Origin of the sequence: Mesorhizobium sp. M0408 (assembly GCF_040321495.1) — a bacterium.
Classification (GTDB): Bacteria; Pseudomonadota; Alphaproteobacteria; order Rhizobiales; family Rhizobiaceae; genus Mesorhizobium.
This window is the reverse complement of record NZ_JAMYRO010000040.1, coordinates 13,794-35,780: the sequence shown is the minus strand read 5'-3', so window position 1 is coordinate 35,780 and position 21,987 is coordinate 13,794. Positions and strand designations below refer to the sequence as shown.

Genomic DNA, 21,987 nt, shown 5'->3' with positions numbered 1-21,987 from the left:
CTGCTGCAATGCAGCACATCAAAACCCGCGGCACACCATTTTAAATCTTGACGCGTGTCAAATTTTTATAAAACATGCGGAAACGCGGACAAGGCATCGATCAGCGCGGCTGGAAGTGACGAAAGCCGGCGTCGGCGGTCCTGTGACGCGGACATACGGGCCGCTCTATGGCGATGCCTTCTCCAATGAGCTCGAAAGCTTCCATCGCCACATCATGGACGGCACCAAACCTCTGACCGATCTCGCGGACTCTCGTCGCGACTTGGCGCTGATGGCGGAGATCATTGATCGCATGAAACAGACTACGGGGATTATGCGCTGAAGCTGCCCTTTTAGGGTAGATCCTACGAGGAGATTGCATTGGCTCCCGGCTGGCGGGTCTACGCTTTCCGGCTCGCGGTCTATCCGCCAACCATCAGCTTGACGACTTCGTCATGGTTGGTTTCCGATATCTTGCGCTCGCCGGCCTGGACGCCGCGCCGCAGCACGATGATGCGGTCGGACACGGCGAAAATATCCAGCAAATTGTGCGAGATGAAGATTACGCCCCTGCCCTGGGCCTTGAGTTGGTGGATGAGCGAAATGACCTTGCGCTGTTCGGGCACGCCGAGGGCCGCGGTCGGTTCGTCCATGATCAGGATCTGCGCGTCCCAATAGACGGCCCGGCCGATGGCAACAGCCTGCCGTTGACCGCCGGAGAAATTGCTGACCGGGGCATCGAGCCGGCTGACATGGAAGTCCAATCGCCCCATGGTCTTCTTGGCGGCGACGGCCATGGCCTTGCGATCGAGCACCGGCAAGAAACCGAAGGCCTTGCGCATGGGTTCACGGCCAAGGAAGATATTGGCGCCGATGGACAAATTGTCGGCGAGAGCGAGATCCTGATAGATGGTTTCGATGCCTTTTTCGCGCGCCTCATGCGGCGTCGCAAATGTCACCGGCTGACCCCTCAGCAGAATTTCACCGCCCGTCGGCTGAAAGACGCCCGATATCGCCTTGATCAGCGTGGTCTTGCCGGCGCCGTTGTCGCCCGCCAGGGCCACCACTTCGCCCGGCCGCACGACCATGGAGAAATCGTTGAGCGCCCGGACGGCGCCGAAGTGCTTGGAAAGATTCCGGACTTCCAGGAGGGGGGTGGTCTGGCCTGGGCTATTCATCCTGACGGGCTCCACTGAACCGGCGCTGCGCCTGGTCGATGAGAACGGAAATGATGATGACGACGCCGACGGCGATGAACTGCCAGAACGGCTCGACATTGACGAAAACCAGCCCGTACTGAATGACCGCGATCACCAGCGCACCGGCGACCGTCCCGAAGATCGTGCCCGATCCACCGAACAGGCTGGCGCCGCCGATCACGACTGCTGCGACGCTGTCGAGCAGCAACGGCTCGCCGGCCTGGGCCGCGCCCGCGGTGAAGCGCGCTGCATAGAGGGCGCCACCGAGGCCTGCGCACATCGCCGAAAGCACATAGAGGCGCAGGATATGGCCTCTGATGTCGATGCCGGCACGACGAGCCGCCTGCACATTGGCGCCGATGGCGTAGTTATGCTGGCCGAACCGGGTCTGGCTCAGGATGTAGTGCATCGCGACGACGAAAACGGCTGCAATGATGACGAGATAAGGCACACCGTAGAACCTGCCGTTGCCGAGCAGCGCGAACCAGGAATTCTGGACCGGCACCGTCGTGCCGCCGGCGAGCAGGAAAGCAGCGCCGCGCGCCACGCCAAACATGCCAAGCGTGCCGATGAAGGGCGGAATTCTGAGGCGCGAGATCAGCAAGCCGTTGATCATGCCAGGGACTCCCGCGACGATCACGGCCGCCAGAATGCCCACCATCATGGCCAGAGGCACCGGCATGGCGGCGCCAGCCAGATTCGTGGCATGGGCCGCAACAACAGCAGCAAGGCCCATGATGAAGCCCAGCGAGAGGTCGATGCCTCCCGAAATGATGACGAATGTCTGTCCGGTCGCAAGCAGCAACGGCGCCACGGCAAATATCGCAATGGATTGCACGTTGAACGGATTGAGCACGAAGGTCGCGCCGAAGGAGGCCCTCGACCAAACCTCGAAACAGATGATCAGGCCGGCGAGAAACAGCCAGGCGCGCCCTTCGGCGATGCGTCCGAGCCAGGTCCTGGCCGGATCACCATGGTCGGCCTGAGGGGCGACATGGGTTTCGCTCTGCTCGGTTGGTGATGTTGAAGTCATTGACACATCCGATCCGCAGCGCGGCCTCCGTCAACAGGGTCCCAGAGACCCGGCGCTGGTCTCCTCCCGGCAAGCCGGAAGGGGACCAAGCTGGTTGGAATCATTCGGAATAGAGGTACCTCATTCGGAATAGAGGTACTTCGAGATGTTCGGGTCCGCGATGTTTGACTTGTCCATGATCGTAAAGCCGGTGCCGATCGCAACCGGGATCGACTGGCCGGTCAGGTGGGCATAGGCAGAAACGACACCAAAATAGCCGATCTCGGCCGGATGCTGGGCAATCGCAACGTCCACCAAGCCGGTGTTGATGTTGTCGACGATGCTGACCGGTGCGTCGAACGCGACGACCTTGATGGTCCCGCTTTGCCCTGCCTGCTTGACGCCGTTCGCCGCGCCGATCGCCGAGAACAGATTTGCACCGAACACACCAACGAGATCGGAGTTGCGCGCGAACGTCGCTTGGAGCTGCGAGGCAGCCTTGTTGGCGTCGTCGTCGTTGAACTGCGTCTCGAGCACGGTGATGTCCGGATGCTTCGCCATCTCCTTCTTGAAGCCCTCTTCACGCTGATCGGTGGTCGAAATGCCGGGCTTAACGTTGGAAACATAGACCTTGCCTTTGCCGCCTATGGCCTTGACCAATGCCCGCGCGGCGATCTCGCCGCCCAGAATGTTGTCCGAAGCAATATAGGACAGCGGGAAATCCGCCTCACCGGCACCGGTCTGGTAGACGCCGCTGCCGATGAAAGTGTCGACGGTGATCACCGGGATGCCGGCATCATTGGCCTTGCGGAGCGGCTCGACCAATTGAACCTTGTCGGTTGGCGCGATCAGGATCGCGTCTGGCTTCTTGGCGATGACCGCGTCAAGCACGGGGACTTGCGTTACCGGATTGAAATCCGAAGCGCCCTGGAACACCAGGGTCACGCCAAGGGCATCGGCCGCCGCCTGAGCGCCTTTGCGCATGGTGATGTAGAAGCCGTCGGTGGTAAGGCCCGGAACGAGAGCAATGGTGAACTTCTTGTCCTGCGCCAAAGCGGGCGTGATCAGCGCCGTTGCGCAGATGGCGAGAGCCGCCAGGGCGGCAACAATCTTCTTCATAACATCCTCCTCATAATGTTGGCAGATTTGCCGTTGCGATTGATATCGGGAATGGCCGTCAATCTGTTCAGGCTACGAATCGTAAATGCGCTGACGGCCGGAAAACGGGTTTCGCCTGCTTGCTGTTACGGGCAGCTCCTCCCAGGCGCCCAGTCATTAGATCAGCCAGTCGAAACCGACCAGCCCTGCTGCCCGCAGTCCCGTTTCCTCGCATCCGCAAGGTCCAGAGAACTGCGCCGCTCGGCGCGCATGCGCGCCTAGCGGCAGGTTGTAACACTTTGCTGAAAGAAATTGCAACCGGTACTTCCCTGGCCGGAACGCTTTTCAAACCGGACAACATCTGTCTGCTCCGCAGGGCCCGCACGGCTATTGCCCCCAAGTCCCTGACGAGACAACAGGTGATTTCGGGGCCCCAGGCTCCCGGACCGCGTGGCGTCGATCGGTTCAGGATTGATCAGGCGCGCCGATGTCGCGCATCATGGTGTCCGCCTTCTATCGAGGCACGAGAGCCACGAGGATGGCTTGCGCCGTTTTCGTGTCCGTTATCAGGGCATTGATGAGTCTCGCGCGGACGGCACCGATGATGGCCGTCGCCTTCTCCGGCGAGGCGGCAACGCCGATGACCAAGGGGACGGTTCGAAGCTGGGCCGGCGACATTGCGATCATCCGGCCCTCCCCTTCCCACGGGATAAGGGTGCCTTCGGCGTCGAAGTAATGGCGGATGACGTCTCCAGCCGCATGAAACAGGGCCTGTTCGCTCAGTGTGGCCGCGCTCGCCTCGGGCGGATTGATGGCATGGGGCAGGCCGATGCCGACGATCGCAACGTCGGTCCGGTCCCAAAGCGCGACGCTGTCGCGGATGGCCGCATCGCCAAGGAAGACCTGACGCAATTCGGTGGACGGCAGATAGGGCGCATGGATGAAATGCGGCGTCCCGCCGAACTCTTCGGCGGCCAGCCGTACAAACTCGTTGATCTGGAAATGCGCCGCCTGCTGCTGCATGCCGCCGGTGGCAGCGACGGTAAGGACCCCGGGAATGCGCGGCAGGCCTGCCCGGATCACCTCGCGGATGGCTCGCCCCCAGCCGACGGCAACCACCGAGCCGGCCGTCAGTTCCGCTTGCTTGAGCAAGGCGCCGAGCGGTGCGGCGAGCGCCGTCAGCGCTCCGGCTGCCGGCGTTTCGACAACCGCGGCGTCGCGCAGCCCCAACCCGTCAATCAACTGCCTGGTGATGTCCTCGGGCGTCACAAGATCGAGAACCTCGATCCGCACGATGCCCTCTGCTCTCGCCCGCTGCAGCAAACGCGATATGGTGGCGGTGGAGACACCGAGCCGGCGCGCAATGTCGACCTGCGACATCTCCGCCTCGTAGTGCATTTTGGCGACCGTATGCAGCATCGTCCGCGATGCGGCCGCATCTTGTGTGGGAGGGACAGACAGCTTGCAATTCCTTTCAGCAATGTGTTACAGACCCATCAACCGATGGGAGTTATCGCGCAAATCCGGCAGACTCGCAACTTGGGTTCGTTTCCACCGAACGTTGCTGCCAAGCCAGATTTCTCGGTTCGATAGCGCATCAAAGCGGCAAACCTTCCTGCCGGCAGGCAGGTAAAAACTGAACATTTCTTGTTCCACGGATCTGCGCCCTGGTGAATGGGCGCCAACATCGGACAAAAGACCATGACAAAGATGACGACGGCGGAGTTACGCGGCTATCAGCAGATATGCGGCAAGGACGGGGCCATGATGGCCATCGCCTGTGACCAGCGCGGCGGCATGCGGACCTTGCTGGCGTCGGACCCTGCCGAACAGGCCAAAATCACCAACGACATGCTCGGCGACACCAAGGAGGACATCACGCGATACCTCGCCAGTCAGGCATCCTGCGTGCTGCTCGACCCGCTCTGCGCGGTGCCGCGGGTTGTCGATGAAGGGGTGCTGAACCGGGATACGGCTCTGCTCATCGGCCTCGATGCCTCGGGCTTCGACGTCTCGCCCGCCGGCTACCGGCTGTCGCGCCTCGTTCCCGACATCGACGCGCGCCGCGTCCGCGAACTCGGTGGCACCGGCGGCAAGATCATGGTCTATCTCAGGGCCGACAGACCGGAGGCGAACGAGTATAACGTCGCCATTCTGCGCCAGTGCATCGCCGACTTCGGGCAAGAGGACCTGCTGCTCATCGTCGAATTCCTGACCTATCAACTCGAAGGCGAAAGCCTTGAAGACTATACGGCCAAGATCCCCTGGCTTGTCGAAGAGGGCACTCGGATTTCGCTGGAATGCGGGGCAAAGGTGCTCAAGCTTCCTTATCCCGGAACGCCGGAAGCCTGCGCCAGGATCAGCAGCATGGCTGGCGAGGTGCCATGGGCGGTCCTCTCCGCCGGCGTCAACCACGCAACGTTCCTGGGCCAGGTCGAGATCGCGATGAAGAACGGCGCGTCAGGCGTGATCGCCGGCCGGTCGCTGTGGAAGGACTGCATCTCGCTGGACCGTGACATTCAGCGGGAAAGGCTTAAGACCATCGCAGTGTCGAGATTGCACGAGCTTCAGGCCGTGATCGGAAACTACCGGCAGAAAGCCGCTTAGTCATTCGCCGTTCACACCGGGCACACACGGGACGTCATGCCTCATAGTTCGATGGCCATCGGGATCGATATCGGCGGCACCAATCTGCGCGCCGCCCGCATTTCCGGCACAGGCGAAATCCTTGACCGCATGTCCGAAAAGAGCGCGCCGGACCCGGCGCTCATGCTCTCCCGGATCGCCGAGATGGTGCGCCGGCTCGATTCTCCGGAGGTTGCCGCCATCGGCATCGGCGTCCCGGGACGCGTCGATGCGCGGCGTCGCGCCGTCTTGTCCGGAGGCTATGTCAACCTCGCCTCGGTCTCCCCGGCGCAACGGCTGGAAAACCTGGCGGGCAAGCCCGTCGTGATCGACAATGATTGCAACATGGCACTGGTCGCCGAGATGGCTCGAGGCGCCGCCATGGGTCACGAAAACATCGTCATGTTCACCATCGGGACCGGCATTGGTGGTGCCGTGGCTCAAGACCGGCAGATCGTCCGCGGCAAGGGGACGGCGGGGCAGCTCGGCCATATCACTGTCGACATATCAGGCGAAGCCTGCGTCTGCGGCCGGCGCGGCTGCGTTGAAACCACCAGCTCCGGTACAGCACTTGGCCGTCACATCTCACGCGCAGGCCTCGGTCCGGATATCTCGGTCGATCAGCTTTTCGCCCGGGATGCGAGCGGCGACACGCCGGTGCGCGGGATACTGGAAGCCTGGGCCAGACCGTTGCGTGCGGCAATCGATACAGCGGTGGCGATGTTCGCCCCCGATCTGGTGCTGCTCGGCGGCGGACTTGGCCAGGCGGCCCATCAGGCGCTTGCCAAGGCTCCGGCCTTGGCTCCCTGGTACCAATGCCCTGTTGAACCGGCGCAACTCGGCGACGACGCCGGCGTCATCGGCGCCGGTCTGCAAGCGCTGGCAGGGCAGGCGGCGGTTACGGCCTCGCCGGTGACCTCGCCATCCGCTGGACTCAACCCGGGCCGGCGTGCCGTGCCCGGCCAGCGCGCCGTGCTCGTCAACGGCATCCCCGCCAGCGGCAAAAGCACGGTCTCGCGCGGTATCGCCGACCGCCTAGGGTGGCCATTGCTTACGCTCGATACCATTAAGAACCCGTTCCTCGAAGTGCTCGGCGGCGGCGATCGTGAATTCAACCGCTCGCTCGGTCGCGCCAGTTATGAAGCCATCTGGTCGGTCGTCGGCGAAGCTCCCGCGGGCACAACAGTTGTCGTCGATGCCTGGTTCGGCTTCCAGCCGCGCCAGGTGCTCGAGGATCACCTGCGAAGGGCTGGTGTCGAGCGGACCGCCGAAATCTGGTGTCATGCACCCGGCGAGGTTCTTGCCGAGCGCTATCGCGCACGGCTCGACCAGCGTCCCGCTGGCCACCCCGGGGCGGCCTATGTCCCCGAGCTGATCGAGCTGGCCAAGCGCGCCGAGCCGCTGCGGCGTGGACCGCTCTTTGATGTCGATACGACAAAACCAATCGCTTTCGATGCCATCACGCAATGGCTGCGGGCGACGATTGACACATAGGCAGGCGAAGCTTGCGCGCCTGAAATGATGATCCGCGCGCGACTTATCCGCGGCGTGATTCACTCGTGCTCTTGATTTTGATGCCGGGAGCGGAAGCTCGCGCTGGATCGAGGTGACATGGATGACCACGCCCGAGCCTTGCTCCATCATCATCGGCAACAGGGCAGATCAAGCAGGGTTCATCGGCTTCGCGCGAGGATGATTTGGAACAACGGGAAGACCAAAGACGTTCGTGCATATTGCATCCGCCAGCCACAGGTCTAACGCTTGCTATTCTCAGTAGTTCGAGGCGTACCATGTTTCGCAACTCGGGCATCATTTCTCTGCCTCGCCCGCTTGAGCGTCGTGTGGACACTCTTGCCCAGTCGTTCATGCGCCAGCGGCTCGGATCTCAGATGGACTTCTCGACTCCGGAAGGCGAGCCGGCGCTGTTACCACCCAATTCCGTAACCTGGCGCATTTTCAAGAACCCTGTTGCGCTGTTCATCGGCGGGGTAACGGCGGTGCTGCTCGAATTGGCAGAGCCGCGGGTTCGCGACGCCATTTGGCAGCACAGCAGCTTCCGCTCCCTCGCGCTCCGACGATTGCAGCGTACGGGCCTCGCTGCTTTGGTCACGGTCTACGGCCCCCGATCCAAGGCTAAGGCCATGATTGAAGATGTGGTCAGGATGCATGGGCGCGTTTCGGGTCGAACCAGCGAAGGCGAGCCATACCACGCCACCGACCCGGAGCTGCTGGACTGGGTGCAAGCGACGGCCGCGTTTGGTTTCATGGAGGCCTATCACACCTATGTGCATCGTCTGCATTTTTTCGAACGGGACGCGATGTTTGCTGAGGCTCGCCCCGTGGCGCTTCTCTATGGTGCGGTCGGCGCGCCCACGTCTCAGGCCGAGCTTTACGCGCTGTTCGACGTGATGAGGCAAAGACTCGTCGCGTCGCCGATCGTCTCGGAGTTCCTGCAGATCATGGAAGAAGTTCCCGCCTTGCCGGGAGTTGCTCGACCCCTTCAGCGGCCGCTTCTGAAGGCGGCCGTCGAGATCCTACCCCAATGGGTCCGCAAGCGGTTGGAACTCGGCGACCGCTGGACCTTGAAGCCGTGGGAGCGTGCTGTTGTGAAGACGACGGCTGCAATTTGCGACAGCACCGCGCTTCATTCATCACCAGCCGTCCAGTCGTGCCGCCGCCTCGGCCTTTCCGAGAGCTATCTCTATCGCCGAACGGCATCCGAAAACTTACACAGAACCGGACAGTGTTCCTTGACCTAAATGTCAGGCCCGCGTCGTGCAGACGTTCAGCTTCTAGTTAACGCGTCTTGAAGGCACGAACTCGATAGCCCACTGGACGGTGGGGCGTGACGGAGGCCCGCCAAGCAGATGCGAACAAACTACCGGACGGCTGCCGGCAACAGTGAAGCCGTCGTACCGTCAAAACCGGCATGGGCCGGCTCGTGGCCGGAGCCGCCGCCCGAGATGACCGTGTAGCCCTTCTCGGTGACTGTCAAAGTCACGATCCTGATCCGCGGGTCAAAGAGCGCCTCCAGCAGCTGAGCGGGGCCCTCCGGTGCGACAAGAATATGGCCGATAGAACCGACTATCCGAAGGCTCGTCTGTTCATCTTGACGACTGACAACTGTGTACAAACCATCTTGGGGAGCAAGCGCGTCCCGCGTGTCCGAACTCCGGGGGAGGCTGCAATGATGCCCCAATCGAGTTGTCCCGCGGCCAAGCAATCACCGTATAGATTGCCTGATGGGCCCTGTGGAAGTTGCCGATACCGAGATGCACGATTCCGGGCGTCACACTCCGTCGATCGTACCGATGAATTTGGACACCGGCTGATGCGAGCGCCAAATTGGCGTAAGAACGACGATTTTCCATTGTATGCAGCTCAATCGAAATGGAGACCACCGTTCATGTCGATAACCTCACCCGTGATGAACCCGGCTAGAGGTGACGCGAGGAATGAAACGGTGTGGGCGACTTCTTGAGGTTCGCAAAATCGCCCGACCGGGATTTGAGCAAGCTGGGCCGCGCGCTGTTCGTCGTTGAGCTGTTCGGAAACCATCGGCGACATTACGTAGGCGGGGGCAATTGCATTCGAGGTTACGCCCTGGCCAGCGGTCTCGCGGGCAATCGAAAAGGTCAACCCTATCATCGCGCTTTTCGAAACTGAATACGCCGTCCCTGCGGTCAAGCCTCCGCTTTTGGCGGCATAGGAGGAGATATTGACCACCCGACCCCACCGCTTCGACCGCATCCCTGGAAGAAATATCTGGGCGAGAAGGAATGCGGCTTCTACGTTGACTATGTTGACCCTTCGCCATTCCTCGATCGAGGTATCTGCCATTTTGTGGTTCGACAGAATGCCAGCATTGTTGACCAAAATGTCGACCGAACCGAAGTGCTGAAGAACCTTCTCCGCCGCCGCGCGCGTTGAACTCTCAACTGCCAGATCAACACCGACGGCAACGGCGCCATGCCCTATCCGCGACGCCAGCGCCTCTGCGGCCTTGGGGAGCAGATCCAGGACTGCTACTTGAGCGCCGGCGCGCGCCAGTTCCACTGCGATTGCGGAGCCGATAGCGCCTGCGCCTCCAGTTACGACAGCGGTTTTTCCTTCTAGCGATTGCAAGCGGGAATTCTCCATTGCTTGGTCAGACCGCGGCATGACGTGTCTCCGACGCATGCGCGTCGAAAAGGACAAAGATTTTATCGAGATGGGCGACCAATGCGGCTTCCGCACCGGGTCCGTCATTGGCATCCAGCGCATCCAGAATTGCCAAATGCTCCTGCAGCACAACCGCAAACCGTGCGGCATTGCCGGAGAAACGAATAAAGCGAGTCAGCTTGGCTTTAGCAGCGTGGATGGTCGTCCAAACTCCCGGTCGCTGCGCGAAAGACGCAAACAATTGGTGAAAATTCTCGTCATTGTCGTGAAATCCGTCAATATCGCCCTCAGCGATACTCCGTTCTTGAGCCGCCACCAGTGAACGCATTTCAGCGCTCATCGCTGGCGTCCAACGCGGCGCAACTTCGCGAAGAAGGCAAGTTTCCAGAGAACGGCGGACAAAATGGCTGTCTTGGATGCTGACGATATCAATTTGCGAAACAAAACTGCCGAGCTGCGGAAAGACACTTACAAGTCCGTCTTCGGCCAATCTTTGGATCGCTGCCCTCACAGGTGTGCGAGACACATTGAACTGGCGACACACCGCGTTTTCACTAATCGATTCGCCCGGCAAGAGCTTCGCACGCACGATTGCCTCGCGCAGGACGGAGTAAATTTGCTCACTCGCCGAACTGCGCCGGTTCAAAAACACGTCTAGTTCAGCCAATCCGGAAGACATGGCTTTCGCTCCATTCTGGTCGAAACGCGATATCGCGTTCCGCTCGCCTTCTTGCACAATGTCCTCCGAGAAATGCCATCAACAAAAAAGCAGTTGCACCTTGTATACAAGTGTACTAGAACTTCTGCGGTGAATGCAAGGCATTTGCGCTGGCGGTCTCGACAATTTTAAGCGGGAAGGCGGCGCTCTCAACGGGAGGAGTTTTGATGTCGAACTATTTGCGTCGCGTGCTCGCGATTGGACTGGTATCCGCAATAGGCGTGGGGTCCGCCTTCGCCGCTGGAGATTCAAAAATTGCGCTGGTTCCCGGAGGTCCGCACCCCTACTTCGCGGCGTGGGAGCAAGCTGGTAAGGATGCTGCCAAGGATTTTGGCCTGGCCGCAGCAGACTATAAGGTGCCGCAAAAGTGGGAACTCAGCCAGCAGAACCAGCTGCTCGAGAGCCTTTTGACCCAGGGTTATAACGGCTTTCTGATTTTCCCAGGTGACCCCGTCGGATCGGTCAGTACCGTCGACGAGCTCGTGTCCAATGGCGCGCCTGTCATCGGCGGCGCAGGGTGCTTCAAGGATCCTTCTTCAGCAACCTTCTGCCTCGGCACCGACACTGGCAATTCAGCATACATTGGAACCAAGGAGCTTTTGAAAACACTGACGGGCACCAAGAAGCGCATTGCTCATTTCACCGGCTTCCTTGTTGATCCGAATACCCAGCTTCGCATCGACGCCGTCAAAAAAGCGGCGGAGGAAGAAGGCGCAACGGTCGTCCAGGTCATCGCTGACATTGATGCGCCCGAGCCAGCCGAGGAAAAGATTAATGCCTACCTGGCAGCTCACGCCAACGACGTCGATGGCATCATCACGACCGCTTGGGTCCCTGCGGTTGTAGCCTCGAACGCAGTCCGAAAGATCGGCGACAAGCGGATCAAGATGGTAGCCATTGATCACGATCAAGTTGTGTTGAAGGCCATCAAGGATGGCTTTGTGAATGGCACAATGCTGCAGAATCCGTATGGCCAAGGCTATATCGGCACTTTCGTTCTCGACAAGCTTCGTTCGGGTTGCGCGGTCAAGACCGATGCGCCTTTTAAGAAGAATGCCCTCACTGACAAGTTCATCGACTCGGGAACCGTCTATGTCGCGGCCGACAAAATCGACACTTATGTTGACGCCATGCGCGACACGACCAAGAAGCTCTTTGAAACCTTCCAGGCGACTTATCTGACCTGCAAGTAACGAGACTTCCGCCAATGCCGCCGGGCTGCGTTCAAGCAGACCCGGCGGTCGTCCAACCAAATTGCACGGTGTCTGTCGTGACCCAGAGCCAGGCCTGATAAGATGGCAGCCTAGCCATTGAAGGTGCGAAACCATGTCTTATTCAGATGTGCCGGCGAAGGGTCCCAGTGGCGACATCGTCGGCAAGCCGCGCAGGAATGCCACCGAGACGCGATTCTATCTGACCAATGAGTTTGGGCTCATTGCCCTCATTGTGGTCTTTGCGCTGGGCTTCAAATTCACAACAGAGGGTTTCTTTTCGGCCTTCAATTTGTTCACCCTCGGTCGTATCGCAGCCGTCAACATCATGATCGGCTTGGCCATGATGGTCGTCGTTATAACTGGGGGGTTGAACCTTGCTGTAGGGGCGATCGGCGTTTGTGCCGCAATGACTTGCGGCTATCTCATTGAGGTCGTCGGGCTTCCGTGGCCACTCGCAATTCTCTCAGCCGTGGCCCTTGGCGCCTTGCTGGGCTTTATCAACGGATGGACTTCCGTTCGCACCGGATTGCACAGCTTCATCATCACGCTCGCGACAATGAGCATTTTCTTCGGCGTAATGATCTTCCTGACGCGTGCAGAATCCTATCGCGCTCTGCCACCCGTCTTTGCAGCGTTCGGACGCATCAAGCTGTTGGGTTTTTTCTCTCCGCTCCTCCTGGTTAGCCTCATGGCTGCATTGGTTCTAGGATATCTTTATAATTTGACAGCGGTTGGGCGGGAGATGCTGGCTGCTGGCGCCAAGCCCGAAGCGGCGGAGATGTCCGGCATAAATGTCGGGCGCATCTTCATATACTGCCACATGCTGTCTGGCGCGCTCGCCGCCTGCGCGGCTCTGATGCTAGTCGCACGCAATGGAGCGGCGATCCCATCAATGGCGGGACAACTCGGACAGGACTGGCTGCTCATCGCGTTCCTTGGTCCTGTGTTGGGGGGAACACTTTTGGCGGGCGGCAAGGCATCGGTGCTGGGGACGTGCCTAGGTGCGTTTCTGGTGACGATGCTGACTAGTGGTTTGCTTCTATTACAGCTGGGCGATTTCTGGATTCAGAGCTTTTTGGGTCTGCTTTTGCTGGCTGCGGTATTGATGGACAAAACACGCCGAACCTTTCTGGCCCGGAGGAACATGGCATGAACGGCTCCTTCGCCAACGCCGTGCGGAGCGACTGGTTTGGGCCGCTGCTGGTTACGATCGTCGCCGTTGCGATCGTGGGGGGCTTCAACCCATCATTCCTATCGCCATTGAATATTCAGGTGCTGCTGCTCGCAATTGCAGTAAATGGCCTGATCGCGTTTTCGCAAATGCTCATCATCGCTATCGGTCAGATGAATTTGTCTGTCGGGGCTATCGGCGGTCTTTGCGCTATTGTTTTCGCCGGCATGATGGACGCGTGGCACGTGCCCGCATCCCTTGCCGCCTTAACCGCGCTGTCGCTCGGGGTCATATGCGGCGTAATAAACGGATTTCTGATCGCCCGAACTGGCATTTCGGCGTTCGTAATTACCCTCGCCAGCCTGTCCGTTTACAAGGGCATCAATTTGGGCATCACACATGCCCAACCCTTTTATGATATCTCAGACGGCGTGAAATCCATCGGACAGGGCGCGATCTTCGGGATCATTCCTTGGTTGATGCTCCCGACCATGGCTGTCGGGCTAGCCTTGTGGTTCATGCTTAATCGGCAACCCATAGGGCGGTTTATTTTGGCAGTCGGCGGCAATCAACATGCCGCAGAATTGTCGGGAATATCGATTGCAAATACAGTTGTCATCGCGCACGCCCTTTCGGGGTTTCTTGCAGCGCTTGCCGGTCTTCTCCTTGTTGCCCGTTTACAAATGGGTCAACCGACGATCGGCGACGACTGGCTAATTTTGTCTTTTGCCGCGCCCGTGATCGGCGGCGCGGTCTTGGCCGGCGGACACATCAGCGTGCCCGCTACGCTGCTCGGGGTGGTGATCGTTGCAATAATCACACAAGCCCTAGTGCTTTTCGACATCGACCCGTTCCTCGTGCAGGTCGTGCTGGGCGCAATGATCTTGGCGGCAGTCGGCGCCAATCGTTTTCGCGAAAGTCGTTTGTCACGAAATCTCAAGAGGCTCTGAAATGGCGAGCGAGATAGCGTTCCAGGCTCTGGGCATTGAGAAGTCCTTTCCAGGCGTAAAGGCCCTAAAGGGCGTTTCCCTGACACTTAAAACTCATTCCATACATGCTTTGCTCGGCGAAAACGGCGCAGGGAAGTCAACGCTTATCAAGATCATTACCGGTGTTCACCACCCCGATGCCGGCCGCCTCATCCTGGAGGGCCAAGAGGTTCATTTCGGCTCGCCGCGCGAGGCCATCGCTCATCGTGTTGGCGTCGTACATCAAGAACGGAATCTTATCCCGAGGTTTTCTGTTGCGGAAAATATCCATCTCGAGCAACTTGGGGCTTCGTTGCTAAAGCCGGTGGACTATGCCGACTTGAACAAGCAGGCCGCGCGTTGGCTTGAGGCCCTCGGCCTAGACATCGACCCAAGAACCCCGGTATCGCGCCTTAGCGTCGCCAAGATGCAGCTGGTCGAAATCGCCAAGGCCTTGTCTCTGCGCTCGCGAGTGCTTCTCCTGGATGAACCAACCGCATCACTTACCTCGAGTGAAACTGATCTATTATTCTCGTTTTTGCGAAAGCTGCGAGACCAAGGCGCCAGCCTGCTATTTGTCAGCCATAAGCTGGAAGAAGCGCAGGAGCTTTGCGACAGCGTCACAGTGCTGAGGGATGGGTCGAATGCCTGTGAAAGCCGGCCAATGGAGGGCCTGGGGCGGCAAGACATTGTCCGATTGATGATCGGCCGGGCCGAGGGTGAAGGCGGCTGGCGGGAGCGCAACTCGACTGGGGCTCCTCCGGCCATCGAGCTCAAGAACATTGAAACATCTTTAGGCCATTCGGACGTCAATCTGCATGTCCGACAAGGCGAGATTGTGGGCCTCTATGGCCTCGTGGGCGCCGGAAGGACCGAGCTTGCAAAATGCATCCTGGGTCAGTTTCCGCTGACGGCTGGTACCGTCGAGATCGACGGGAAGCCGGTTAAGATCAGGTCGGTCGGCGAAGCCATCCACACGCATCGTGTGGGATACGTCAGCGAAGATCGAAAGGGCGAAGGTCTGGTCTTGATGCATTCGGTGCTGTCAAATGCTGGAATTGCAGTGTGGCGCCCCCTTTCGGCACTTCTCGGATTCCTCACCGACCGCCTCGTGCGACACAAGGTAACGCCATACATCGAGAAGCTTGAGGTGAAAACACCCAGCCTCGCGCAGACGGTGGCCAACCTTTCGGGTGGCAATCAGCAGAAAATCAGCGTCGCCAAATGGCTGGCAGCAGGCGTCAAGATCTTGCTGGTTGACGAGCCGTCAGTCGGCATCGACATCAAGACCAAGGCTTACCTGCACGATTTGCTGCGAGAACTTGCCGACAACGGCACTGCCATTTTGCTGATCACGAGCGACATGCCCGAAATGATCCTGCTCGCTGACAGGATTCTGGTCATGAACGACTACCGGCTTCAGGGCCAGTTAATCAATGACGGATCCTATGCCGGCATGAGCGAGGGCATCATGAATCTGATCCATAGGGCTGAGGCCGCCTAAGCTCCTCACACTTTCAGGACTTTTCACCATCGGCCAAGAGGATCCCGTGGACAGGCGTGAGTTCGATCTCGAACAGATCATGGAGCCACTGCTGGCCGCCAGGCGGAAGCTGCGCGAGGAATTTGCGCACCTGCACAGACAAGTGCTGGCGATCGCCAGGGGCGATGCTACCTGCCGGCGCTTGATGACGGTCCCTGGTGTCGGCTCCATAGTGGCGCTCGCGTACACCGCGACGATCGACATTCCACAACGGTTCAGAAACTCCAAGGCGGTAGGGCCGATCCTGGGGCTGACACCGAAGCTCGACGAGTCCGGCGAAAGCAAGCGCGTTGGAGGCATCTCACTCTGCGGGGACGGCATGATGCGAACATTGCTCTATGAAGCAGCCCAAGTCATGCTGACGCACGTGAAGAAATGGTCATGGCTGAAGGCCTGGGCGATGAACGTCGCCAAGCGGCGCGGCTTGCGCAGGGCGATAGTCGCGCTCGCACGTCGCCTGGCGGTCGTCATGCACCGCATGTGGCTGGACAACAGCGAGTTCCGCTGGACGCGGGAAACCATGGCGTCAGCCGTGTGACAAAAGGCCGGGAAGAAGAGGTAGAGAGTTCCGCCCAGCGCGGAAGCACGTCCTTCGCGGGACGAAGGATGAGGTGAGTTCGCGATCATGGGCGCACCGGTCATGTCATGCTGGCCAGGACGCGAATCAGATTGTTCCGCCTTATTCTCTGAATCCCATCAAGGGAGGGCCAATGGGCCGATCCCGGAGAGAAGCACGAACCCGCGAATGATGTCAGAAGCTGGTAAGGCAGAAAATGACAAAAGCGCTTGACCCCAAGCCGCCGAATAGAGAAGCCATGACCCGAGCTCCTAACAGCTTGGCTGTGGTTAGGTCGGGCTAAGCGTGTCAGCGCTCAGCTCGGCCGGCTTAGGGAAGCTCATCATACAAATTGATTGACCGTCAATCGGATTGTAGCCCATGGAAAGTGCGCTAACGATAGAGCAGTGTCGCGGCGCTCGGGCGATGCTTGGGTGGAGCCAAGACGAACTAGCTAAAGCCGCAAATGTGGCTCGGCAGACGATTGCGGATTTTGAGCGTGGGGCGCGCATTCCGATCGCCAACAACCTCATAAGTATAAGGCATGCGTTCGAGAGGGCCGGAATCGAGTTCTTATCCGAGAATGGTATCCGTTTAAGACCCCGCATCTGACAACTGTTTGGCAATAGGCTTGGCTAAGCGTTGCCGGGAATTGTTAAGAGCCAAGAGTGCCCCGCCGATGAGCGCGCTCACATCCCGATTCCGCGTTTTCTGCCGAAGCTCCAGTCGATGCCGCCGCTGTTTTGCACGAAGCCGGTAATGTGCTGGCCGATGCGCTTGTCGAGCATCGGCTGCCAGGGCACGAGCCGAAAGCCGAGACCATTGTCCAGCATGGCGAAGCGCCCGCTCGCAAGACTGACGGGGCCAAGCAGCGTGCCGCCGACATGATTGCCGGGCTGGACGGGCGCGAAGGTAAGGCCGCGCGCAGCGGCCATTTCCTTGCCGACCCGCGTAACCTCCTGGCGCTCCAGCGTGGCTACAAGGTCGCGCGAGAAGGTGATTGTCCCGCTCGTCGCGTCGCGTGCGGCATGGCCCAGCCTGACGAGTTGGGCAGCCCGTTTGTCGAGCGCGTTGTCCACGTCAAGGCCGAAGCCTGACCGGACCATCGGCACAGGGTTTCTGGCCGTAAGCTCCCGGTCGAGCCAGGTGGCGCCGTCGCTGCCGATCTGCGCGTCGAGATCGAGCGTCGAAAGCACGCGGACGGAGAAGTCTTTTGCGCGGTTCTGGCCATCGTAGGCGATGCCGCGCTCGGGCAAGTTTTCCGGAATGCGCCAGTGGTCTTCGTCGATGCGCTCGACATGGCCGGCCCGGCGCAGCGCTTCGAGACGGCGGACATGGAAGCGGACGAAGGCGTCCGGGTCCTTGCCCTGCTGCAAAAATGTTTCCCGGATCGCCTCCAGGTGCCTGCTCGGCCGATAGATGCCATCCTCGCCGGCTGCGACGCCGATGTTGCGGTCGGCGGCACGCGGCTCCTCCTTCGGCGGGATCGGATCAAGCGCTACGATATGGCCGCGCTGGATGTCTTCGAGCTTTGCCGCATCGGCGGTCTCGACATAGTGCGTTCGCCCGTCGACGCCATCGATGACGAGCGACAGCTTATCGCTCATCTCGTCGCCGGCAAGACCCTTGGCGAGCACACGGCCGACGACCGGCTCGGTGATGGTCTGGCGGTGCATGACATATTGCGCCGCGCCCCGTTCATCGGCGAGGCCGTGCTCCTCGAGTGCCCGGTGCATGGTCTTGATGATGTCGTTGCGCTCGCCAAGCGCGCGCAGCGTGCTTTCGGCTTTGTCGGAGATCAACCACCGGCCGGGCTCGATCTCGCTCGCCAGGCCGAAGTGCCGCAGTCTCTTTGCCCGATCGATCAGCAGGTAGCGGTTGCTGGAAATGGTGTAGCTGTCGCTGGCATTGGGACGGAGGTCGACAAGATCGTGCTCGTGCTGTTCGGCGATCAGCATGCGGTCGAGCCGGGTCAGCCGTTCGGCACCCACTTCGTTGGCCAGCTTGCGGGCGACCTCGACCTCGCTTTGCAGGCCGAGTTCCGTTCGACCAGCTCGCTTGCCCGGTGACGAATGCCATGGGCGATGTAGTCGCCGGCGATGTTCAGGATCTTGCTGTCATCGGTGACGCCGCGCACCAGGATATGGGTGTGCGGATGACCGGTGTTGTGGTGGTCGACGGCGATCCAGTCGAGGCGCGTGTTGAGGTCGGTCTCCATCTGCCGCATGAGATCGCGGGTGAAGGACCGCAGGTCTTCCATCTCCGCGGCATCCTCCGGCGCGACGATGAAGCGGAACTGATGCCGGTCGCCCCGCCCGCGTTCGACGAAGGCCTTGCCGTCGGCCTCGTCCTCGACGGCCGAGTACACCCTGCCCTTCTCGCCGTCTCTGGTGACGCCGTCGCGCTGAAGATAGCGCAGATGCGCATCGACGGCCTTGCTGGTCGTCACGAACTTTTGGCCGCGCCCGGTGGTCCCCTTGCCTCGTCCTGGCAACTTGACGACGCGCGCCTTCACGACGACGCGGCGGGAGCGAAAGCGGACGCCATTGCCGTCCTGCTTCCAACCGCCACCATCCCTTGGCAACTCTGCTGCCAGCTTGCCGCCGCGGCCGCGGGCGTTGAAGCGGCCACTCCCCTTTCCGGCACCGCTGCTTGCACCGAGGCGATAGGGATTGCCGCCCTGCTTGCGGATGGCAATCTCGACCTGGCGCACAAAGGGCAGCGTGCGAGAATTGACCGGCGCGCCGCTACGCCGCGTCCGGCCGGTGCGAACCTGGAATTGGTCGCTGTCACGATCTGCCATGACGGCAGCATCGGGCGTCGGGATTCGCTCTTCAAGACGGCCGGAACGCTGAGCGTGCTATGGAGCGCAAAGACTTGCTGTGGCGTATAAACGGCGGATCGCACATCGCCCGGGCACCGCACCTTTACTTTTCAGATCAGCAGGATAGCGGACCAACCGGCACCCGCCACACCTCGCGTGGTGCCTCCCGGTGTCCGCATGTGCCGGAAAAAACAATGTGCAGACACACACTTACGAGCGAAGCGAGGGCGAGCGCCAGCTCGCTTTATCTTGCTGTCCCCCACCACCCTCGCTGTCCCCCACCACCCTCGGTAACCGTCCGGATCCTGCACATCTTTCGGGTCGTGCAATCTCGCAACATGTGACGTTCCTTGCTATTGAGAGATTTCCGGCGGTGCCTCAACGTTCCTGGGACAAGGCCAACAACCCGTGCTGGTCGACGCATGACGCGACCTGGTATCGGGCCGTTTTGAGGCGGAGGAATATTGCCGCCGGCGCAAGCTTTCGACGAAGACTTTTGAGCTGTGAGTGCGCCATCTGGTGAGCCCGGAAGATCGGCGCAAACGTGCGGAATATCTGCGGAAATTGCGCCAGGAAAAGCCGGAAAAGCGGGGCAAGAAAGGGCCGCCGAAGCGACGCAAGAGCCCGCGCCGCTACCGCTACAGCGTGCGTACGGACACCGGTCCGATTGCCCTGCAGGCGTTCTGGGGCAAGCATGTGGAGGCGATGAACTGGAGCGGGTTGGGGCTTGCCGAATATGCCGCGGCGCTCGGACTTTCGCCCCATGCGCTGCGCAAATGGCGCGCTCGTCCCCGAGGAATTCGAGGCCGAAGTGGACTGGCGATCTCTGTTGCATCCGAGTGCGCGGGCTCAATTCAGCAGCGCTGCTAATTGCGTACGGCGCCAATGTCACTTGACACCGCCGTTGACGGGCGGTCGAACCGGCGCCGCTTCAGCGACGCACAGAAGCAGGCGATCGTGCAGGAGACGGAGAAGCCCGGCGTCAGTGTGGCGGAGGTTTGCCGCCGCCATGGGATGGCCACCAGCATGCCTTCGGCCGGCGTGTCCAGTTCGGCGTGACCGCTCGCAAGGCGCCGCAATTGGCAACGGTTGCACTCATCCATGGGACGGAAACCGAACCGCCGGTACTGACTGCCCTGCGCAATCTCGTACGACCGCCGGACGGCGTGATGACAGCCCAACTGGACGACGGGCGGCGCGTCTTTGCATCCGTCGGCACAATGCAGATGCAGTCCAGCAGCATCTCGCGGCGAGGAAGAACGCATCATGATCGTCGTTCCGACGGGGGTGAAGGTGCATCTGGCGCTCGGTCATACCGACATGCGCAAGGGGCTCGATGGGCTCGCGGCGCCGTGGTGTCAAACGAGTTGTCAGCTGCGGGGTGGCAAGCGCTTCAAAAGCAGCACGCCGTTCATCAGATATTCGTTGAGCCAGTAGGCGGCAGCCGTTCGGGCGCATGCCGGCTGCCATGTCAGCAACATCCATCCTGCCGATCGGCGCGAGGCGGTGCAGCCCACCTGAATGAGTCCCACAAGAGGTACACGCGAGGGCCAATTCATGCCGGGGCGAGACCAGGACCGCGGCACAGAGTGTCGCGACGACAATTGTTCATGGCTCAATCCTGCGACGCAGGAGCCATGATTCATGGCGCTGGCTTGCGTTGGGCTGTGCGCTTGGCGCGCGGAGAAGCGAGGGGGAAAGCCTTCCTGCTTCCCCGACGCGATCGGCAACTTGTCTGCAGCCGGACCGAACGATCGCAGCGACACTTGCCTGCTTGATATTTACACGGAATGAGGTTTGTTGGCGGAGTAACGAATTATTTGCCTGGATTGGCGAATAGACAGACCATCCGTTTTCAAAGCGCGCTTTGGACAAGAGGAAATTCGATGACCGTTTCTCCAGACCCAAGCGACCAGGCTGATCTCGTATCAATCACCGCTGACATCGTTTCCGCCTACGTTTCGAACAATCCGTTGCCGGTCGGCGAGTTGTCGAAGCTGATCGGGGATGTCTATGTCGCTTTGCAAGGGATCGGCACACCTGTGGCTCCGACCGCAGCCAAACTGGAGCCGGCGGTGTCGATCAAGAAGTCAGTGTCACCTGATTTCATCATATGCCTGGAAGACGGGAAAAAGTTCAAATCCTTGAAGCGGCATATCGGAACGCACTACAATCTGAGTCCGGACGAATACCGCCAGAAATGGAACCTGCCCTCCGACTATCCTATGGTTGCGCCGAACTACGCGGCGACTCGCTCGGCCCTGGCAAAATCAATAGGATTGGGCCGCAAGGCGGCAGCGCCAGCGACAGCTGCGGCGGAAAAACCAAAACGAGCTGCTCGCGCGCCAGCGGCGGCAGCAATTGCCACGGCAATCAAATCGCCGGTGAAGAAGGCGCGCAAAACACCCGTCAAAGCATAGCGTGCTGCACCAGATAGAGGTGCAGTGGCGAACCTGAACATGGCGAAGCCCCGCCTTGCGCGGGGCTTCGTGTTAGCTCGGATCACTCGGCGGCGCGGCGGGACCAGATGAGCGAGAACTCGCCCCCGGGGTCGGTTTCGACCAGGCTCGCATAGATCGGAGCGGGGAAGCTGGGATCGTCGAGCTTGACTGAGTGATAGTCGCGGCCCTCGCGCGAGGTCTTCTTCCATGCCGCCCCGAACTCGATGGCGCCGGCGAAGATGCGGAAGTCCGGACCTTTTTCATTGTCGCCGTCGACCGGGGTGAACGACACTGTCTTGACGTTGAGGTTGAGGGTTTTGACTGAGCCGGAGAAGCCGTTCGCGGTGCGGGAGAATGTGCCGATCGTCGCCATTGTGGTGGTTCCTTCTGTTTCTCGGGCCGCGCCCATTGCGGCCTCACATGAGGGACCACTCGTCAAGCTGTGGCTCTGAGCTGCTGAGTGGTCGTTTCTGGAGGA

At 60.4% G+C, this 21,987-nt stretch carries 22 protein-coding genes and 3 pseudogenes; 13 read left to right on the top strand and 12 right to left on the bottom strand.

Annotated elements, in window-relative coordinates:
• Nucleotides 1-115 precede the first annotated feature (115 nt).
• Entirely contained in the window at nucleotides 116-322 is a 207-nt protein-coding gene (locus NKI67_RS30285; RefSeq protein ID WP_023680287.1) for a hypothetical protein, read from the top strand.
• Between the two features lie 79 nt (nucleotides 323-401).
• On the opposite strand, the gene NKI67_RS30280 is transcribed toward NKI67_RS30285, so the two are convergent.
• The 4 genes from NKI67_RS30280 to NKI67_RS30265 form a co-directional block, all read right to left on the bottom strand.
• The gene (locus NKI67_RS30280) at nucleotides 402-1,157 is read right to left on the bottom strand and encodes an ATP-binding cassette domain-containing protein (RefSeq protein ID WP_023680286.1); all 756 of its coding nucleotides are present in this window, start codon (nucleotides 1,155-1,157) and stop codon (nucleotides 402-404) included.
• Nucleotides 1,150-2,211 (bottom strand): ABC transporter permease subunit, encoded by a 1,062-nt coding sequence (locus tag NKI67_RS30275; protein ID WP_023680285.1) that lies wholly within the window; start codon nucleotides 2,209-2,211, stop codon nucleotides 1,150-1,152. The genes NKI67_RS30280 and NKI67_RS30275 overlap by 8 nt, the downstream gene beginning before the upstream one ends.
• A 120-nt stretch (nucleotides 2,212-2,331) precedes the next feature.
• Entirely contained in the window at nucleotides 2,332-3,309 is a 978-nt protein-coding gene (locus NKI67_RS30270) for an ABC transporter substrate-binding protein (protein ID WP_352457851.1), read from the bottom strand.
• 492 nt (nucleotides 3,310-3,801) lie between these two features.
• Nucleotides 3,802-4,707, bottom strand: a complete 906-nt coding sequence (locus NKI67_RS30265) for a sugar-binding transcriptional regulator (RefSeq protein ID WP_023680283.1) — start codon at nucleotides 4,705-4,707, stop codon at nucleotides 3,802-3,804.
• Nucleotides 4,708-4,989: 282 nt separating this feature from the next.
• On the opposite strand from NKI67_RS30265, the gene NKI67_RS30260 reads away from it, so the two are divergent.
• Nucleotides 4,990-5,895, top strand: coding sequence for a tagatose-bisphosphate aldolase (locus tag NKI67_RS30260; protein ID WP_031213032.1), 906 nt, complete (start codon nucleotides 4,990-4,992; stop codon nucleotides 5,893-5,895).
• Between the two features lie 36 nt (nucleotides 5,896-5,931).
• On the top strand, nucleotides 5,932-7,407 hold the full coding sequence (locus NKI67_RS30255; protein WP_352648454.1) for an ROK family protein: 1,476 nt from the start codon (nucleotides 5,932-5,934) through the stop codon (nucleotides 7,405-7,407).
• 84 nt (nucleotides 7,408-7,491) lie between these two features.
• On the opposite strand, the pseudogene NKI67_RS30250 reads toward NKI67_RS30255, so the two are convergent.
• A pseudogene (locus NKI67_RS30250) lies at nucleotides 7,492-7,572 on the bottom strand (short-chain dehydrogenase); the annotation flags it as partial.
• A gap of 131 nt (nucleotides 7,573-7,703) precedes the next feature.
• On the opposite strand from NKI67_RS30250, the gene NKI67_RS30245 reads away from it, so the two are divergent.
• Complete coding sequence (locus NKI67_RS30245) at nucleotides 7,704-8,672, top strand: oxygenase MpaB family protein (RefSeq protein ID WP_352648452.1); 969 nt, start codon at nucleotides 7,704-7,706, stop codon at nucleotides 8,670-8,672.
• 119 nt (nucleotides 8,673-8,791) lie between these two features.
• On the opposite strand, the gene NKI67_RS33940 is transcribed toward NKI67_RS30245, so the two are convergent.
• From NKI67_RS33940 to NKI67_RS30230, 3 genes are all read right to left on the bottom strand, one after another.
• Complete coding sequence (locus NKI67_RS33940) at nucleotides 8,792-8,914, bottom strand: hypothetical protein (RefSeq protein ID WP_502894702.1); 123 nt, start codon at nucleotides 8,912-8,914, stop codon at nucleotides 8,792-8,794.
• A 380-nt stretch (nucleotides 8,915-9,294) separates the two neighbouring features.
• A complete protein-coding gene (locus NKI67_RS30235; RefSeq protein WP_352648450.1) occupies nucleotides 9,295-10,074 on the bottom strand; it encodes an SDR family NAD(P)-dependent oxidoreductase in 780 nt (259 codons plus the stop codon).
• A complete protein-coding gene (locus NKI67_RS30230) occupies nucleotides 10,061-10,753 on the bottom strand; it encodes a GntR family transcriptional regulator (RefSeq protein ID WP_352648447.1) in 693 nt (230 codons plus the stop codon). The genes NKI67_RS30235 and NKI67_RS30230 overlap by 14 nt, the downstream gene beginning before the upstream one ends.
• A gap of 206 nt (nucleotides 10,754-10,959) precedes the next feature.
• On the opposite strand from NKI67_RS30230, the gene NKI67_RS30225 reads away from it, so the two are divergent.
• The 6 genes and pseudogenes from NKI67_RS30225 to NKI67_RS30200 all read left to right on the top strand — a co-directional run bounded on the left by NKI67_RS30225 (nucleotide 10,960) and on the right by NKI67_RS30200 (nucleotide 16,856).
• Nucleotides 10,960-11,985, top strand: a complete 1,026-nt coding sequence (locus NKI67_RS30225) for a sugar ABC transporter substrate-binding protein (RefSeq protein WP_352648445.1) — start codon at nucleotides 10,960-10,962, stop codon at nucleotides 11,983-11,985.
• Between the two features lie 133 nt (nucleotides 11,986-12,118).
• The gene (locus NKI67_RS30220) at nucleotides 12,119-13,159 is read left to right on the top strand and encodes an ABC transporter permease (protein WP_352637577.1); all 1,041 of its coding nucleotides are present in this window, start codon (nucleotides 12,119-12,121) and stop codon (nucleotides 13,157-13,159) included.
• Complete coding sequence (locus tag NKI67_RS30215; protein ID WP_352637575.1) at nucleotides 13,156-14,127, top strand: ABC transporter permease; 972 nt, start codon at nucleotides 13,156-13,158, stop codon at nucleotides 14,125-14,127. The genes NKI67_RS30220 and NKI67_RS30215 overlap by 4 nt, the downstream gene beginning before the upstream one ends.
• A gap of 1 nt (nucleotide 14,128) precedes the next feature.
• Nucleotides 14,129-15,649 (top strand): sugar ABC transporter ATP-binding protein, encoded by a 1,521-nt coding sequence (locus NKI67_RS30210; RefSeq protein ID WP_352457841.1) that lies wholly within the window; start codon nucleotides 14,129-14,131, stop codon nucleotides 15,647-15,649.
• 67 nt (nucleotides 15,650-15,716) lie between these two features.
• A pseudogene (locus NKI67_RS30205) lies at nucleotides 15,717-16,226 on the top strand (transposase); the annotation flags it as partial.
• A 399-nt stretch (nucleotides 16,227-16,625) separates the two neighbouring features.
• Entirely contained in the window at nucleotides 16,626-16,856 is a 231-nt protein-coding gene (locus NKI67_RS30200) for a helix-turn-helix transcriptional regulator (RefSeq protein ID WP_352457838.1), read from the top strand.
• 77 nt (nucleotides 16,857-16,933) lie between these two features.
• Here NKI67_RS30200 and NKI67_RS30195 read toward each other — a convergent pair whose 3' ends face one another.
• Entirely contained in the window at nucleotides 16,934-18,235 is a 1,302-nt protein-coding gene (locus tag NKI67_RS30195; RefSeq protein ID WP_352648442.1) for a DUF3363 domain-containing protein, read from the bottom strand.
• Nucleotides 18,217-19,047, bottom strand: coding sequence for a relaxase/mobilization nuclease domain-containing protein (locus NKI67_RS30190; RefSeq protein WP_352648440.1), 831 nt, complete (start codon nucleotides 19,045-19,047; stop codon nucleotides 18,217-18,219). Before NKI67_RS30190 ends, NKI67_RS30195 begins: the two co-directional genes overlap by 19 nt.
• A gap of 528 nt (nucleotides 19,048-19,575) precedes the next feature.
• Between NKI67_RS30190 and NKI67_RS30185 the strand changes: the two genes are divergently transcribed.
• Nucleotides 19,576-19,938, top strand: a complete 363-nt coding sequence (locus tag NKI67_RS30185) for a hypothetical protein (protein WP_352637569.1) — start codon at nucleotides 19,576-19,578, stop codon at nucleotides 19,936-19,938.
• On the opposite strand, the gene NKI67_RS33935 is transcribed toward NKI67_RS30185, so the two are convergent.
• Nucleotides 19,935-20,336 (bottom strand): hypothetical protein, encoded by a 402-nt coding sequence (locus tag NKI67_RS33935; RefSeq protein ID WP_245274834.1) that lies wholly within the window; start codon nucleotides 20,334-20,336, stop codon nucleotides 19,935-19,937. The genes NKI67_RS30185 and NKI67_RS33935 overlap by 4 nt on opposite strands.
• Here NKI67_RS33935 and NKI67_RS30175 point away from each other — a divergent pair.
• Complete coding sequence (locus tag NKI67_RS30175; RefSeq protein ID WP_245274835.1) at nucleotides 20,335-20,505, top strand: hypothetical protein; 171 nt, start codon at nucleotides 20,335-20,337, stop codon at nucleotides 20,503-20,505. The two genes, NKI67_RS33935 and NKI67_RS30175, sit on opposite strands and share 2 nt — an antisense overlap.
• Nucleotides 20,506-20,954: 449 nt before the next feature.
• Nucleotides 20,955-21,413: pseudogene (locus tag NKI67_RS30170) on the top strand (Ros/MucR family transcriptional regulator); the annotation flags it as partial.
• 157 nt (nucleotides 21,414-21,570) lie between these two features.
• Here NKI67_RS30170 and NKI67_RS30165 read toward each other — a convergent pair.
• Complete coding sequence (locus NKI67_RS30165; RefSeq protein WP_023680034.1) at nucleotides 21,571-21,882, bottom strand: DUF736 domain-containing protein; 312 nt, start codon at nucleotides 21,880-21,882, stop codon at nucleotides 21,571-21,573.
• Between the last annotated feature and the right edge of the window lie 105 nt (nucleotides 21,883-21,987).